The organism is Nocardioides aromaticivorans, assembly GCF_013408525.1.
Lineage (GTDB): Bacteria > Actinomycetota > Actinomycetes > Propionibacteriales > Nocardioidaceae > Nocardioides > Nocardioides aromaticivorans.
Map to the genome: position 1 here is coordinate 4,385,496 of NZ_JACBZM010000001.1, position 14,261 is coordinate 4,399,756.

14 protein-coding genes are annotated in these 14,261 nt (G+C 71.0%); 10 read left to right on the forward strand and 4 right to left on the reverse strand.

The window, feature by feature from the left end; all coding sequences use genetic code 11:
• Position 1: 1 nt before the first annotated feature.
• Entirely contained in the window at positions 2–1,282 is a 1,281-nt protein-coding gene (locus BJ993_RS20995) for an acetyl-CoA C-acetyltransferase (protein ID WP_179651027.1), read from the forward strand.
• Between the two features lie 97 nt (positions 1,283–1,379).
• On the opposite strand, the gene BJ993_RS21000 is transcribed toward BJ993_RS20995, so the two are convergent.
• Genes BJ993_RS21000 through BJ993_RS21015 form a run of 4 tightly spaced genes read right to left on the reverse strand, consistent with a single transcriptional unit; the run spans position 1,380 to position 5,193 of the window.
• A complete protein-coding gene (locus tag BJ993_RS21000) occupies positions 1,380–2,252 on the reverse strand; it encodes a hypothetical protein (RefSeq protein WP_179651030.1) in 873 nt (290 codons plus the stop codon).
• Between the two features lie 37 nt (positions 2,253–2,289).
• On the reverse strand, positions 2,290–2,988 hold the full coding sequence (locus BJ993_RS21005) for a TetR/AcrR family transcriptional regulator (protein WP_179651032.1): 699 nt from the start codon (positions 2,986–2,988) through the stop codon (positions 2,290–2,292).
• A gap of 59 nt (positions 2,989–3,047) precedes the next feature.
• Entirely contained in the window at positions 3,048–4,568 is a 1,521-nt protein-coding gene (locus BJ993_RS21010; protein ID WP_179651034.1) for an ATP-dependent DNA ligase, read from the reverse strand.
• A gap of 16 nt (positions 4,569–4,584) precedes the next feature.
• A complete protein-coding gene (locus BJ993_RS21015; protein ID WP_036542703.1) occupies positions 4,585–5,193 on the reverse strand; it encodes a TetR/AcrR family transcriptional regulator in 609 nt (202 codons plus the stop codon).
• 87 nt (positions 5,194–5,280) lie between these two features.
• Between BJ993_RS21015 and BJ993_RS21020 the strand changes: the two genes are divergently transcribed.
• From BJ993_RS21020 to BJ993_RS21060, 9 genes are all read left to right on the forward strand, one after another.
• Positions 5,281–6,219, forward strand: coding sequence for a DNA-3-methyladenine glycosylase family protein (locus tag BJ993_RS21020; protein ID WP_179651036.1), 939 nt, complete (start codon positions 5,281–5,283; stop codon positions 6,217–6,219).
• A gap of 82 nt (positions 6,220–6,301) precedes the next feature.
• The gene (locus BJ993_RS21025) at positions 6,302–7,261 is read left to right on the forward strand and encodes an SCP2 sterol-binding domain-containing protein (RefSeq protein ID WP_179651038.1); all 960 of its coding nucleotides are present in this window, start codon (positions 6,302–6,304) and stop codon (positions 7,259–7,261) included.
• Positions 7,261–8,085, forward strand: coding sequence for an MlaE family ABC transporter permease (locus BJ993_RS21030; protein WP_036542710.1), 825 nt, complete (start codon positions 7,261–7,263; stop codon positions 8,083–8,085). The genes BJ993_RS21025 and BJ993_RS21030 overlap by 1 nt, the downstream gene beginning before the upstream one ends.
• The gene (locus BJ993_RS21035; protein WP_036542713.1) at positions 8,085–8,954 is read left to right on the forward strand and encodes an MlaE family ABC transporter permease; all 870 of its coding nucleotides are present in this window, start codon (positions 8,085–8,087) and stop codon (positions 8,952–8,954) included. The genes BJ993_RS21030 and BJ993_RS21035 overlap by 1 nt, the downstream gene beginning before the upstream one ends.
• 9 nt (positions 8,955–8,963) lie before the next feature.
• Positions 8,964–10,007, forward strand: coding sequence for an MCE family protein (locus BJ993_RS21040; RefSeq protein ID WP_179651040.1), 1,044 nt, complete (start codon positions 8,964–8,966; stop codon positions 10,005–10,007).
• Positions 10,004–11,020 (forward strand): MCE family protein, encoded by a 1,017-nt coding sequence (locus BJ993_RS21045; protein ID WP_179651042.1) that lies wholly within the window; start codon positions 10,004–10,006, stop codon positions 11,018–11,020. The genes BJ993_RS21040 and BJ993_RS21045 overlap by 4 nt, the downstream gene beginning before the upstream one ends.
• Complete coding sequence (locus BJ993_RS21050; RefSeq protein ID WP_179651044.1) at positions 11,017–11,994, forward strand: MCE family protein; 978 nt, start codon at positions 11,017–11,019, stop codon at positions 11,992–11,994. The genes BJ993_RS21045 and BJ993_RS21050 overlap by 4 nt, the downstream gene beginning before the upstream one ends.
• The gene (locus BJ993_RS21055) at positions 11,994–13,022 is read left to right on the forward strand and encodes an MCE family protein (protein WP_179651046.1); all 1,029 of its coding nucleotides are present in this window, start codon (positions 11,994–11,996) and stop codon (positions 13,020–13,022) included. Before BJ993_RS21050 ends, BJ993_RS21055 begins: the two co-directional genes overlap by 1 nt.
• A 17-nt stretch (positions 13,023–13,039) precedes the next feature.
• Positions 13,040–14,260, forward strand: a complete 1,221-nt coding sequence (locus BJ993_RS21060; protein WP_179651048.1) for an MCE family protein — start codon at positions 13,040–13,042, stop codon at positions 14,258–14,260.
• The last annotated feature ends 1 nt before the right edge of the window (position 14,261 follow it).

The following is a 14,261-nucleotide window of genomic DNA, read 5'->3' on the forward strand; positions in this document are numbered from 1 at the left end:
CATGACTGAGACTGTTCGCCGCGCCGCCGTACTCGGCGGTAACCGCATCCCGTTCGCGCGCTCCAACGGCGCGTACGCCACCGCCTCCAACCAGGAGATGCTGACCGCTGCCCTCGACGGCCTCGTGGCGCGCTTCGGACTGGAGGGTGAACGTCTCGGTGAGGTCGCCGGTGGCGCCGTCCTCAAGCACAGCCGCGACTTCAACCTGGTCCGCGAGTCGGTGCTCAGCACCCGTCTCGCCCCCGAGACGCCGGCCGTCGACCTGCAGCAGGCCTGCGGCACCGGCCTCCAGGCGATCAACTACATCGCCAACAAGATCAAGCTCGGTCAGATCGACTCCGGCATCGGCGGCGGCGTGGACACCACCTCCGACGCGCCCATCGCGATCTCGGAGAAGCTGCGCAAGAAGCTGATCCAGCTCAACAACGCCCGGAGCACCAAGGACCGCCTCGCGATCCTGGCGACCATCCGCCCCGGCGACATCGGCCTGGCGATCCCGTCCAACGGCGAGCCGCGCACCAAGCTCTCCATGGGCGAGCACCAGGCGCTGACCGCCCTCGAGTGGCAGATCACCCGCGAGGCCCAGGACGAGCTGGCCGTCACCTCCCACCACAACCTCGCGGCGTCGTACGACGAGGGCTGGCAGGACGACCTGATCACGCCCTTCCGCGGCCTCGAGCGCGACAACAACCTCCGCGCCGACTCCTCGCTGGAGAAGCTCGCCAAGCTCAAGCCGGTCTTCGGCAAGGGCGAGGCCGCCACGATGACCGCGGCCAACTCGACCCCGCTGACCGACGGCGCCTCCGCCGTCCTGCTCGGCTCCGAGGAGTGGGCCGCCGAGCACGGCCTCGAGGTCCTCGCCTACTTCGTCGACTCCGAGGTCGCGGCGGTCGACTTCGTCAACGGTGCCGAGGGCCTGCTCATGGCTCCCGCGTATGCCGTCCCGCGGATGCTGGAGCGCAACGGCCTCACCCTGCAGGACTTCGACTTCTACGAGATCCACGAGGCGTTCGCCTCGCAGGTGCTCTCGACGCTCGCCGCGTGGGAGAGCCCGGTGTTCTGCAAGGAGCGCCTCGGCCTCGACGCGCCGCTGGGGTCGATCGACCGCAGCAAGCTCAACGTCAAGGGCTCCTCGCTCGCCGCGGGCCACCCGTTCTCGGCCACCGGTGGCCGGATCGTGGCCAACACGGCCAAGCTGCTCAAGGCCAACGGCGGCGGCCGGGCGCTGATCTCGGTCTGCGCGGCCGGTGGCCAGGGCGTCGTCGCGATCATGGAGCGCTGACAGGCTCCCGGTCGTCGAGGAGGTCGCGCAGCGACCGTCACGAGACGCAGCAACGGCCCGCCCGGAGTGATCCGGGCGGGCCGTTGGCCTTCAAGGGTCAGTCCGCGTCGAGGTCGACCTGGATGATGTCCTGCCAGGCGGCCGGGCGTGCGTCCCGCAGTGCTCGGCCGATCTCCTCGGCCGACAGGCCGGAGCCGGCCACCGAGGCGGAGAGCTCGGTGTCGCCATGCAGCGCCGCCACCGTGGCGTTGATGTCGGACCTGTCGATCGTGAAGCCCTCGTGCGCGGTGCAGCCCTGGTCCTCGTCGCAGACCTCGTCGGGGTCCCGGAGAGCGGCGAACACGGAGAGGGTGTGGTCGCCCGACTCGTAGCTGAGCACGTAGCCGTCCGCCGGCTCGCGGGGGTGCTCCGGGCTCACCGACCGTTCAGCGCGCTCGTAGCCGTCGACCTCGGGGAGCCAGGGCTGGATGCCGACGCTGGCCAGTTCGGCACCGATCTCGGCGGCGACCAGCGCCCGCTCCCGGTCGTGGCGCACCGCCGTCCCCGGGACCAGCACGCTGAGGGTGAGCATGACGACGCCGAGCCCGGCAACGGTCCGAAAGCCGCCGGTCACCTCGTCGTCCCGCAGCACCTCCCCGAGAGCGACGGCCGTGAGCGCCGCGGCCGGGAGACCGGACAGGAGCGTCAGCTCCGTCGGGTCCGTGTGCGGCCCGAGGACCCACGCGACCACCAGTGCGATCGGCCAGAAGGACACCGCGACCGTCAGGCCGCTGACCGCTCCGCCGCGCCGCTCCTCGGGGCGCAGGGCCATGCCGACGAGCGCGGCGACGAGGACACCCGCCACGACGGCGATCACCACCCCGCGGGGGCTGGTCGCGGCGAGGGCGTGGCGGAGCGGGAGGAGCAGGGCGAGGCTGCCGCAGAGGGCGAGGACCTGGTGCTCGGTGCGACGCGGGGCGTGGGCGGGCATGACGGGCATCGTGCGCGATGCCCGTGGTCCTGAAACGTCAGGCGTTGGTGCGGGTGGGGGAGACCAGCGCGAGGGCCGAGGTGACCATGTAGTCGCGCACCTGGGCGGCGGAGATCTCGCCGACCGTGGGGATGCCGGGCGCGATCTCGCTGACGAGGATGCCGAGCCGGGCCAGCTGCAGTGCGCCGAGGCCGGAGGCGTAGAGGGCGTTGGCGAGCAGGACGGGGTCGTCGCTGAGCGCGAAGGCACCCTTCTCGACCCCGCCGGCCAGGGTCTCGGACAGCACGGTGAGGCAGGACGTGATGCCCCGGCCGAGCCGGAACAACGGGCCCTCCGCGATCTCGTCGAGCAGCTCGTCCCCGGGGCGCACCATGAGCGCCTGCGCGCAGTCGACGAAGGCCGGGTGCGCGACGCCGTAGTCGACGAAGGCGCCGACGATCGCGGCCAGCTGCTCGCGCGGCACGTCGGTGCCCGCAGCAGCCGCGGCCATCGCGTCGTGGAGCTCCTCGAGGTAGCCGACGAGGGTGAGCGCGAAGAGCTCCTCCTTGCCGGTGAAGTGCCGGTAGACGATCGCCCGGTTGATCCCGACGGCCGTGGCGACCTCCTCGATCTGCACGTCGCGGACACCCTTGGAGTCGAAGATCTCCCGGGTTGCCGCGATGATCTCGGCCTGCCGGGCACGCCGACGCGCGGCCGCGGCCTTGCGGCGCCCGTCGGTCGCCGGTGCGTTCGTCATGGGCTGAGTGTACGGCTCGTGCAACTCGGTGTTGCAACATCTGTGACGAGATCGGCGGGTCAGCCGCCGGCCAGGGATCGCACCGTCTCGATCGTGTCCGCCTCGTCGGCGCCCTTGTCGTCGCGGTAGCGCACCACCCGTGCGAACCGCAGCGCCAGCCCACCGGGGTAGCGCGTCGAGCGCTGCAGGCCGTCGAAGGCGATCTCCACCACCTGCTCGGGCCGCACGGTCACGACCCAGCCGTCGTCGGCGACCTCCAGCTCGCGGAAGCGCGCGGTCTGCCAGGCGAGCATCTCGTCGGTCATGCCCTTGAACGTCTTGCCCAGCATCACGAAGCCGGTGGGCGAGGACGGGTCGCGGGCGCCCAGGTGGATGTTCGACAGCCAGCCGCGGCGCCGGCCGGAGCCGTGCTCGACGGCGAGCACGACCAGGTCGAGGGTGTGTACCGGCTTCACCTTCACCCAGGCTGCGCCGCGTCGCCCGGCGTCGTAGGGGGCGGCGGCGTCCTTGACGACGACGCCCTCGTGGCCGTCCGCCAGCGCCTGGGTCGCGAACGACTTCGCGGCGGCACGGTCGGTGCCGACCCAGCGGCGTACCCGGTGGGCCTCGGGGACCAGGCCCTCCAGCGCCGCCCACCGCTCGTGCGCCGGCCGGTCGAGGAGGTCGGCGCCGTCGAGGTGCAGCAGGTCGAAGAAGTACGGCGTCACCGCGGCCAGGTCGGCGCCCTGCGTGGCGGTCCGGGAGGCGGTCTCCTGGAAGGGCCGCGGCCGGCCGTCGGCGTCGAGCCACAGTGCCTCGCCGTCGAGCACCACGTCGCGCGCGGGAAGTGCGCGCACGACGTCGACGACCTCCGGCAGTCGCTGGGTGATGTCGTCGAGGCTGCGGGTCGCGATGACCACGTCGTCGCCGCTGCGGTGGACCTGGATCCGGATCCCGTCGAGCTTCGCGTCCACGCCGCACGTGCCGTCGGCGCCTCCCGCCTTGTCCATCGCGGCGGCCACGTCGGGCGCGGAGGAGGCGAGCATGGGGAGCACCGGGCGCCCGACGGTCAGGCCGACCCGGGTCAGGGCGTCGGCGCCCTCGAAGGCCGCGTCGACGACGTACGTCGTGCCGCCGGCCAGCATCGCCGCGCGTCGTACGACGGCCAGCGGCACCTCGGCCGCCAGGGCGAGCGCCTCCGTCGTGACCGCCTCGAGCGCCCCCTGCCGGACCTCGCCGACCGCGACCGAGCGCAGCCAGGCCTGCTCGGGGGCGGTGGCCTGCCCGAACAGCGACGCGGCCAGGCCGGCCCGGGCGCCGGCCGACCCGGGACCGGAGAGCTCGGCCATCGCGGCGAAGGCCGCGTCGACGGCCACCACCTCGAGCGTGGCGTCCGTCGCCGGCTCCGGCAGCTCGCGCAGGCTCCGCCAGCCCAGGCCGGTGCGCCGCTGCCGCAACCGGCCGCTGAGGTAGTGGGCGACGAGGGAGCGCTCGCCGGGGTCGGCGGCGAGGAGCAGGTCGGCGATCAGGCGGACCTTCTCCTTGCGGGACCGCGTGGCGCCCACGGCGCCGGACGTGTCGACCAGGGCTCGCAGCAGCATGGAAGGCCCCGGGGACTCAGTGGCTCGCTTCGAGCACCGCTGCGCTGACCGCGCCGTCGATGACCTGCTCGTAGACCTCGTCGAGGTCGAGCAGGCCGGCGCTGGTGCCGGACAGGTCGCCGAAGTAGCCGGCGACCTCGAGCGACACGAAGCCGTGGAGGGAGGCGAAGAGTGCCATCGCCGTCTGCAGCAGGCGCTCCTCGGGCAGCCCGGCCGAGCGGACCATCACCGCGAGGGCCTCGATCGCCTCGAGCGCGGCGGCGTAGAAGCCCTCGCGGTCGATGGGCGGGCGGGTGAGGGCGGCGTACCGCTGCGGGTGCGTGCGCGCGAAGACCCGCAGCTCCCGGCTCAGCGCGCGCAGCCCGTCGAGGCCGGCGTGGCCCATCGCGGCCGCCCGGACGTGCTCGCCGAGCATCCGCATCGCGCGGACCTGCACGAGCGCGCGGAGGTCCTCGAGGTTGGCGACGTGGTTGTAGAGCGAGGAGACCCGTGCCTCGAGCTCGGCGGCGAGCGAGGTCATCGTGAGGGCGTCGTACCCGTCGCGGTCGACGAGCGCCTCGGCGGCCTGCAGCACGGCCTCCTGGTCGAGGCGGCCGCGCCGTCCACGCGTGGATTCGATGGTCAACTGCCCTCCGGGAGCCTGAGTGCGGTGAAAGGGATTCGTTCCTGCGCGAGAGAGCCTAGTCCAAAGCGGACGACTAGGCTGCGCCGAATGAACGTGCCGGACGCCGAGCGGGTGTGGCGCCCGGGACGGCCGGTGCCGGTCGCGGCGATCCTGCGCCAGCAGCGGCGCGGCGGGGGAGACCCGACCCACCGGCTCGACGTCGAGGGCCGCCACTGGCGCGCCAGCCGTACGCCGGAGGGGCCGGTCACGCTCGCCGTCGCGGCCCAGGACGGGGCGGGCGACGTCCACGCCCAGGCGTGGGGGCCCGGCGCCGCCTGGGCGCTCGACCAGCTCCCGGCGCTGCTCGGCGACCTCGACGACTGGAGCGACTTCGAACCACGCCACCCGGTCCTCGCCGAGGCGCGTCGGCGCCATCCGCACCTGCGCCTGGGCCGCACCGACCGGGTGCTGGAGGCGATCGTGCCGGCGATCATCGAGCAGAAGGTCACCGGCCAGGAGGCCTTCGCCGGCTTCCGCGCCCTCGTCCGCCGCCACGGCGTGCCGGCCCCCGGGCCGGGTGCCGGGCTCCGGCTGATGGTGCAGCCCGACGCCGCCACCCTGCGCGCGATCCCGTCCTGGGAGTGGCTCGCGCTGCACATCGACCCGGCCCGCTCCCGGGCGGTGGTCACCGCTGCGCGCCACGCCGATGCACTCGAGCGAATCGTCGGCGTGACCGGATCTGAGAGCGATCGCAGGATGCGCAGCCTGCCCGGTGTGGGCGTGTGGACGAGCGCCGAGGTGCGGCAGCGGGCGCTGGGGGACCCGGACGCCGTCTCCTTCGGCGACTACCACGTGGCCAAGGACGTGGGCTGGGCGCTGGAGGGGGAGCCCTTCGACGACGCCCGGCTGGCGTCGTACCTCCAGCCGTGGCGGGGTCAGCGCGGGCGTGTCCCGTTCCTCGTGGCGGCCGCCGGGTTGTACCGTCCGCGGCGCGGTCCACGCATGTCGCCGCGTGGTCATCTGACGACACGTGACCAAATCGCGTGATATCTGTTACACCGAGCAACAGGCAGACGTTCAGGGCAGGACCGCAGGCTCCCAGGCAGCGGTGAACGGACAGGGGTGACGCATGGCGACGGTGAGTTGGGCTGCCCTCGGGCACGCCACTCGCGAGGACGTCGCGGCATTTCTCCGCGACACCGCACCGGTCGCCCTGGTCGAGTCCATCCGCGCCGCGAGCGATGCCGAGCTCGTCGCCGCCACCCATGACGCGGCACCGGGCTCGCCCGTTGTCGAGGGCGTGATGAGTCGGATCGGTGAGATCGCCGTCCCGGCCCTGCTGGCGCAGGCCGAGGGTCGGGTGCGGTGGGAGTCCACCGAGCGCCCGGGTGAGGCGACCACGCTGCGCCTCCACGGCGGGGTCGCCGAGGTCGAGGCCGCCGCCGGTGCGGGCGCGGACGTCGTCGTACACGGGAGCGACCTGCAGCTGCTGCGGCTGGTCGCCGGCCAGCTCGACGTCGCCGTCGCCTATCTCGGCAACCAGATCGGCATCACGGGCGCGAGCAGCGTCGCGCTGTCCCTGGCCTCCCTCTTCACCGTCGACGGCACGCCTCCGGTCACCGGAGTGCCCATCGACGTCCGTGACATCGACCCGGTCGACATCGCCCGGGTCCTCCACGGCGTCCCCGCCGACCACCTCCGGTCGGTCATGGCGTCGGACTTCAGGCCGGTCATCCTCGAGGAGATCTTCGGGCGGATGCCGGGCTTCGTGAACGGCCGAAAGGCAGCAGGCGTCCAGATCACGGTCGGCTTCAGGCTGACCGGGCGCCCCGACGGAGAGGTGGACCGTTACGTGCTCCGACTCAGAGACGGTCGGGCGACCGTTCTCGCCGGTGCGGCGGCAGATGCCGTCGGCCGCGAGGACCGCCATGCGACCGTGACGTGCGAGGCGGCCGACTTCCTGCGGTTGGTGACCGGGCACCTCAGCGCGGTGTCCGGCGTGCTGCGCGGCCAGCTCAAGGTGCGCGGCGACAAGGCCGCCGCCCTCCGGCTGAACGCCGCGTTCGACATCCCGACAGCGGTCGCCTGATGAGCGCGGTGGTGGCCTCGGGGCGCTCCGTCGTCGACAACCTGACCGGACGGTTCAAGGCCGGCGTCGTGACGACCGGCGAGCTGGTGAAGCTCGCGGTCGAGTCGATCCAGTGGGGCTTCTCCGACATCGTCGCCCGCCGCTTCTCGTGGAGCGAGTTCCTCCTGCAGTGCTGGTTCATGACCCGGGTCGCGCTGCTCCCGACGATCCTCGTCTCGATCCCGTTCGGCATCATCACCTCGGTCCAGATCGGTGCGGCGGCCAACCAGATCGGCGCACAGTCCTTCATCGGGGCGGTCAACGGCATCGGCGTGCTGCGCCAGGGCGCACCGCTGGTGACCTCGCTGATGATCGCCGGCGCGGTCGGGGCGGCCATCTGCTCCGACCTCGGTGCGCGGACCGTGCGTGAGGAGATCGACGCCCTCAAGGTCATGGGCATCTCGCCCATCCAGCGCCTGGTCGCGCCGCGCATCCTCGCCGCGCTGCTGGTGTCGGTGCTCCTGACCGTGATCGTCGCGATGACCGCGATGACGACCGCCTTCATCATCGTGGTCGGCCAGGGACAGATCTCGTCCGGCACCTACCTCGACTCCTTCGTCGGGCTCGCCCAGCCGGCCGACTTCGTCCTCGCCGAGTTCAAGGCCTTCATCTTCGGCTTCGTCGCCACCATCGTGGCCGCCCACAAGGGCCTCACGGCCCGCGGCGGCCCGAAGGGCGTGGCCGACGGCGTCAACCAGGCCGTGGTCCTCAGCGTGATCCTGCTCGCGGTGATCAACGTCGGCCTGACCCAGGCCTACGTGATGCTCTTCCCCGGAGGTGCCTGATGTCTGAGGTCCAGCTCGGGCGCAGCTTCGGCTCGCGCGTGTCCGACGCCCTGGTCGGCTTCACCGACGGGGTGATGAAGAGCCTGGCGACGCTCGGCGACTTCGTCACCTTCGCCATCAAGGTCTTCCGCGAGGTGCCGGCGACGATCGCGCTCTACCCCAAGGAGACGCTGCGCCAGATCAAGGACATCGCCTGGGGCAGCGGCGCGCTGCTCGTCGGCGGTGGCACGGTCGGCGTCATGATCCTGCTGTCGGTCGCGGCCGGTACGTCGATCGGCATCGAGGGCTTCAACGGCCTGGAGATCGTGGGCCTCGCCCCGCTCACCGGCTTCATCTCGGCCAGTGCCAACACCCGCGAGCTCGCACCGCTGATCGCGGCCCTCGCGCTCGGCGCCCAGGTCGGATGCCGCTTCACCGCCCAGATCGGCTCCATGAAGCTGCACGAGGAGGTCGACGCGCTCGAGGTGATGGCGGTCAGCGCGATGCGCTACGTCGTCACGACCCGCGTGATCGCCTGCATGGTCGCGATCCTGCCGCTCTACATGATCGGCCTGATCGGCTCCTACATCGCCTCGCAGGCCTCGGTCGTCATCCTGTTCGGCCAGTCACCAGGCCAGTACGACCACTACTTCTCCACCTTCATCCAGGGGCGCGACATCGTCTTCTCGATCATCAAGATCCTGATCTTCTCGCTCGCCGTGGCCCTGATCCACAGCTGGTACGGCATGCGCGTCTCGGGCGGCCCCCAGGCGGTCGGAGAGGCCACCGGCACGGGGATCCGGGCCAGCATCGTGTCCATCGTCGTGCTCGACATGGTCCTCACCCTGCTGTTCTGGGGTGGCGACCCGGGCTTCCGGATCTCGGGTTGAGGTGACGACATGGCACGCGTAGTCACCCGCAACCAGCTCGCCCGGCGCGGACTGATCACCCTCGTGGCGATCGCCGTCATCGGCGCCTTCGTCACCCTGCGCAGCAACGGGACGTTCGGCTCGCAGCCGCACGTCACCGCTGACGTGGCCAACGCCGGCGGCGCGCTCCGCGCCGGCTCCGACGTCAAGATGAACGGCGTCATCGTCGGCAAGGTCTCCGAGATCCGCCGCTCCGACGACGGCCGGGGCGTCACCGTCGAGATGGCGATGTCCGAGGACGACATGGACTCGGTGCCCGGGAACGTCGTGGCCCGGATCCTGCCGGCCACCGTCTTCGGCACGACCTTCGTCGACCTCGTCGTCCACGGCAGCCCCAGCGGCGAGATCAAGGCCGGGGACCAGATCAAGGCCGACGCCTCGCAGGAGACTCTCGAGCTCCAGCAGGCGCTCGACGACATCGACCGCCTGGTGAAGGCGCTCGGCCCGGCCGAGCTGGCGTCCGCGATCGGCTCGGCCGCCGAGGCGCTCGACGGCCGAGGCAACCAGATCGGTACGACGGTCAAGACCCTCAACTCCTACCTCGACCGCCTCAACCCGCGGATGCCGCAGGTGCGCGCCGACCTCCAGGCCCTCGCGTCGACGACGCGGCTGGTCAACGAGATCGCGCCCGACCTGCTCGACGCGACCGACGACGTGCTGGTCACGATGAACACCATCGTCACCCAGGAGGCGGCGTTCACCGCGCTCATCAGCGGTGGTACGACGCTCGCCCGGACCTCGAGCGCGTTCCTCGCCAAGAACCAGAAGAACCTGGTGCGCTTCATCAACGGCTCGGCCGTGCTGCTCGACGCGGTCCACGACAACCGCCAGGCCGGCATCACCGACGCGATCGCCATCAACATCGCCCTCGGCACGACGCTGCCCGAGGCCGTCCGAGAAGGATTCGTGAAGACCGACGGCACGATCAAGCTGTCCTCCCCGCCGTACTACACCAGCAAGCCGAGGTTCCGCTCGTCCGCGGTCGGCTTCGGAGCACTGGGGGCCGAGCGATGACCGGAATCCGCACGATCGCGGTCAAGTTCGCCGCGTTCGCCGTCGTCAGCGGGCTGCTGATGATCTTGCTCGTCAACACGATGAACAACGGCATCAGCGGCGGGACCCGCGAGTTCTCGGCCGAGTTCGCCGACGTCAGCGGCCTGCGCAAGGGCGACGACGTCAAGGCCGCCGGCGTGCGCGTCGGCCAGGTCAAGGACATCAAGGCCTCCGACGAGGGCGCGATCATCAAGATCGAGCTGGTCGAGGACCAGGCGCTGCTCGACAACACCAAGCTCGTCATGCGCTACCAGAACCTGCTCGGCCAGCGCTACATCGGCCTGGTGCAGCCCACCGAGCGTGGCAAGGAGATCGAGGAGGGTGGGACGGTGCCGATGGCCCAGACCGACCCGGGCTTCGACCTCACCGAGCTGCTCAACGGCTTCCGGCCGCTGTTCCGGGTGCTGCAGCCGGGCGACGTCAACACGCTGGCCACCTCGCTGATCAAGGTGCTCCAGGGTGAGGACGGCAACGTCCAGCAGCTGCTCGCGCAGACCGGCCAGCTCACGAACTTCCTCGCGGACCGCGACGGCGTCATCGGTGAGGTGATGACCAACCTCAAGCCGGTGCTCGACAACCTCGCCGGCCAGGGCGACGAGCTCACCACGACGGTGCGCGAGCTGCGGGCCCTGATGACCGGCCTGGCCCGCGACCGGAAGTCGATCGGTGCCTCGATCGACGGCGTCAGCCGACTGGTCGGCGCGACGAGCTCCCTGCTGAAGGAGGTGAAGGTGCCGCTGGTCCGGGCGACCGACCGGCTCGTCACCGTCGCCGACATGCTGGAGCGCTCCCGCGGCGACCTGAAGGACGCGATCCCGGCCTTCTCGACCGTCTTCGAGTCGCTGGGTCGTGCGACGTCGTACGAGAACGCGCTCAACGTGTACGTCTGCTCGCTGTCGATCGCCATCGGCGCCAACAGCAGCGGCATCAACCCGGCCGGCAACAACGGCCCCTGGCGGCAGGTGTGCCGATGAAGCCCATGAACGAGCGCGATCCGCTGCGGATCGGCGTCATCACCCTGATCGTGATCGGCCTCATCGGCGCCTCCGTCGTGCTGCTGAGCGTCGCGAACTTCGGGACGAAGACCTACACCGCCGTGCTCGAGCACACCGCCGGCCTGCGCAAGGGCGAGGACGTGCAGGTGCACGGGGTCAACTCCGGCAAGGTGACCGGCATCGAGCTCCAGGACGACCACGTCCTGGTCACCTTCGCCCTCGACTCGGACATCGAGCTGGGGGAGCGGACCACCGCCACCGTCAAGGTCGCCACCCTCCTCGGCAGCCACTACCTGGAGGTCGACCCGAAGGGCTCGGGCGGCCTGGCCGACGACCGGATCCCGCTGGAGCGGACCGCCGTCCCCTACAACCTCCAGGACGTCATCGAGGAGGGGTCCCAGGCGCTCGACGAGCTCGACCCCGACCTCCTCGCCCAGGCGCTGACGGCGATGGCCGGCACGCTCGGGGCGAGCGAGAAGGAGATCGGGCCGGCGCTCGAGGGCGTCGCCCGGCTCTCCGAGGTCATCTCGAAGCGGTCCGACCAGGTCGGCGACCTGCTGGAGTCGACGCGCAAGGTCACCGACCAGCTCTCCGACAGCAGCCAGGACATCGTCGGGCTGATGAAGCAGGCCAACCTCGTCGTCAGCGAGATCACCGCCCGCAAGGAGGCGATCCACCGGCTCCTGGTCGAGACGACCGAGCTCGCGAAGGCGCTGACCGCGGTCGTGAAGTCGACCGACGGCAAGCTGAAGCCGGCGCTGACCGACCTCAACGCCGTGATCAGGACACTCAACGGACAGAGCAAGCAGCTGACCCACCTGCTCGAGGTCATGGCGCCGGCCGTCCGGTACGTCGCCAACGCCACCGGCAGCGGTCCGTTCATCCCGCTCTACCTCAAGCCGCCGGCGATCCCCGCCGACGACTCGACCTGCAAGCTGCAGGGGGCATGCTGATGCGCACCAGGCACATCCTCCGTTCGATCGGCGCCCTCGTCGCCGTCGCCGCGATCCTGCTGACCTCCGGGTGCAGCGTTGTCGGTGGTGGGGACAAGATCACCGTGAAGGCCTACCTGGCCGACTCGGCCGGCCTGTTCGTCGGCAACGACGTGGGCATCCTCGGCGTGACCGTCGGCGAGATCACGGCCATCGAGCCCGAGGGCGACAAGGTCCTCGTCACGATGGAGATCGACGGCGACCAGCCGGTCCCGGCCGACGCCGGCGCCGTCGTGGTCGCCCGCTCGGTGGCCACCGACCGCTATGTCGAGCTGACGCCGGTGTTCCACGAGGGCGACAAGAAGATGGCGGACGACACCACCATCCCGCTGGAGAAGACCCAGACGCCGGTCGACTTCGACCAGGTGCTGGCCTCGCTCAACGAGTTCGCCACCGGCATCGGCGGCAACAAGAAGACGACCAAGGCCGTCCAGCGCTTCATCGACGCCGGCACGCGAGCCCTCCAGGGTCGCGGTCCGCTGCTGAACCAGACGATCCACTCGCTGGCCGACGGCGTCGACGGCATCGCCTCGCAGCGCGAGGACGTCGCGGCCACGCTCAAGTCGCTCGACGTACTGCTGACGACGATCGCCAGCAACGAGTCGACGGCGCGCGCGTTCATCCAGCAGGTGTCGCGGGCCTCGAAGCTCCTCGCCGACGAGCGGGAGAACTTCCGGCAGGCGTTGCGCTCGCTCGACTCGGCGGTCACCACCGTCGCGAAGTTCGCCGTCGACAACCGCCAGGCGATCGTCGACAACGTCAACGGCTCCACCAGGCTCATGAAGACGGTGCTCTCCAAGCAGGAGCGCCTGGCCGAGATCCTGCGGGTCATGCCCGTGGCGCTGCAGAACCTGCGGATGATCCAGGGCGACCGGCTCCCGGTCCGGATCAACCCGCTGATCCTCGACCCGCTGGGCGGAGTGCTGCAGACGGTGTGCAACCAGCTGCCGCTCAACCTGTGCCAGTTCCTCACCGGACCGGTCGGGTGATGACGATGAGGACGACGATGCGAACCAAGACCGCACGCGCCTGCGCCGCCGCCGTGCTCGCCCTCTGGGTCGGCACGATGAGCGCCTGCGGGACGACGATGCGCGACCTGCCGATCCCGGGCACCGGCGTCTCCGGCGACACCATCGAGGTGAAGGCCCAGTTCGACGAGGCGCTCAACCTCGCCGTCGGCGCGCCGGTGAAGGTCAACGGCGTCGACATGGGCAAGGTCAAGGAGATCACCGTCAGCGACTTCGTCGCGGAGGCGACGCTGACGCTCAAGGCCGACGCCGAGCTGCGCGACGGGGCCAAGGCGCGGCTGCGCTACACGACCCCCCTCGGTGAGCTCTTCGTCGACGTCACCAACCCCGCCGACGGGAAGCTCCTGGGCGACGACGCCACGCTGGAGCGCAAGGACACCGAGACGGCGCCGACCGTCGAGGACGCCCTCGCGCAGGCGTCGCTGCTCATCAACGGAGGTGGCCTCGAGCAGCTGCAGACGGTCACCGAGGAGCTCAACACCGCCCTCAACGGCAACGAGGGCGACTACCGCACGCTCCTCGACCGGGCGTCGGTCTTCCTGACCCAGGCCAACGCGACCAGCCAGAGCATCGACGCCGTGCTGACCTCGCTCAACTCGCTGTCCAAGACGCTCAACTCGCGCGAGGACACGATCAACCGGGCAGTCCGCGAGATCGCGCCCGCGGCGAAGGTGCTGCGGGAGAAGACCCCGCAGTTCACCGAGCTGCTGGCCGAGGTCGAGAAGTTCACCGGTGCCGCCAACGACACCGTCGCGGCGACCCGCTCCCAGCTGCTGACGCTGCTCAAGGAGATCGAGCCGGTGCTGGCCGAGTTCGCCAAGAACAACGGCTCGTTCGACACCTCGCTGCAGCGGATCATCAAGGCGTCCGGCGCCGCCGACAACATCATCGCGACCGACTACCTCAACATCTCGCTCCAGCTGCACCTGGACGGGATCGACGCAGGCGGGGTGGTCGGCGGGACGCTGGCCAACATCCTGAAGCTCCTCGGCATCGACACCTCGGCGCCCGGCCTCGGCAACCTGCTCGACAACCTCGGACTGGGCGGCCTGCTCGGCCTCGGCAAGCCGGCGAGCACGTCCGGCAAGTCCGGCAAGTCCGGTTCCTCGGGCGGCTCGTCCGGTGGATCGTCGGGCGGCAGCAGCGATCCGCTGGGCCTGGGCTCGCTCCTGAACGGCCTGCTCGGCGGGGGGAACTGAC

Excerpts from the sequence above, each read along its gene's own strand:
- BJ993_RS21055 (WP_179651046.1), top strand. The coding sequence starts at position 11,994 with ATGCGCACCAGGCACATCCTCCGTTCGATCGGCGCCCTCGTCGCCGTC.
- BJ993_RS21045 (WP_179651042.1), top strand. The coding sequence starts at position 10,004 with ATGACCGGAATCCGCACGATCGCGGTCAAGTTCGCCGCGTTCGCCGTC.
- BJ993_RS21020 (WP_179651036.1), top strand. The coding sequence starts at position 5,281 with ATGAACGTGCCGGACGCCGAGCGGGTGTGGCGCCCGGGACGGCCGGTG.
- BJ993_RS21050 (WP_179651044.1), top strand. The coding sequence starts at position 11,017 with ATGAAGCCCATGAACGAGCGCGATCCGCTGCGGATCGGCGTCATCACC.
- BJ993_RS21040 (WP_179651040.1), top strand. The coding sequence starts at position 8,964 with ATGGCACGCGTAGTCACCCGCAACCAGCTCGCCCGGCGCGGACTGATC.
- BJ993_RS21060 (WP_179651048.1), top strand. The coding sequence starts at position 13,040 with ATGCGAACCAAGACCGCACGCGCCTGCGCCGCCGCCGTGCTCGCCCTC.
- BJ993_RS21025 (WP_179651038.1), top strand. The coding sequence starts at position 6,302 with ATGGCGACGGTGAGTTGGGCTGCCCTCGGGCACGCCACTCGCGAGGAC.
- BJ993_RS20995 (WP_179651027.1), top strand. The coding sequence starts at position 2 with ATGACTGAGACTGTTCGCCGCGCCGCCGTACTCGGCGGTAACCGCATC.
- BJ993_RS21005 (WP_179651032.1), bottom strand. The coding sequence starts at position 2,988 with ATGACGAACGCACCGGCGACCGACGGGCGCCGCAAGGCCGCGGCCGCG.
- BJ993_RS21000 (WP_179651030.1), bottom strand. The coding sequence starts at position 2,252 with ATGCCCGCCCACGCCCCGCGTCGCACCGAGCACCAGGTCCTCGCCCTC.
- BJ993_RS21035 (WP_036542713.1), top strand. The coding sequence starts at position 8,085 with ATGTCTGAGGTCCAGCTCGGGCGCAGCTTCGGCTCGCGCGTGTCCGAC.
- BJ993_RS21010 (WP_179651034.1), bottom strand. The coding sequence starts at position 4,568 with ATGCTGCTGCGAGCCCTGGTCGACACGTCCGGCGCCGTGGGCGCCACG.
- BJ993_RS21030 (WP_036542710.1), top strand. The coding sequence starts at position 7,261 with ATGAGCGCGGTGGTGGCCTCGGGGCGCTCCGTCGTCGACAACCTGACC.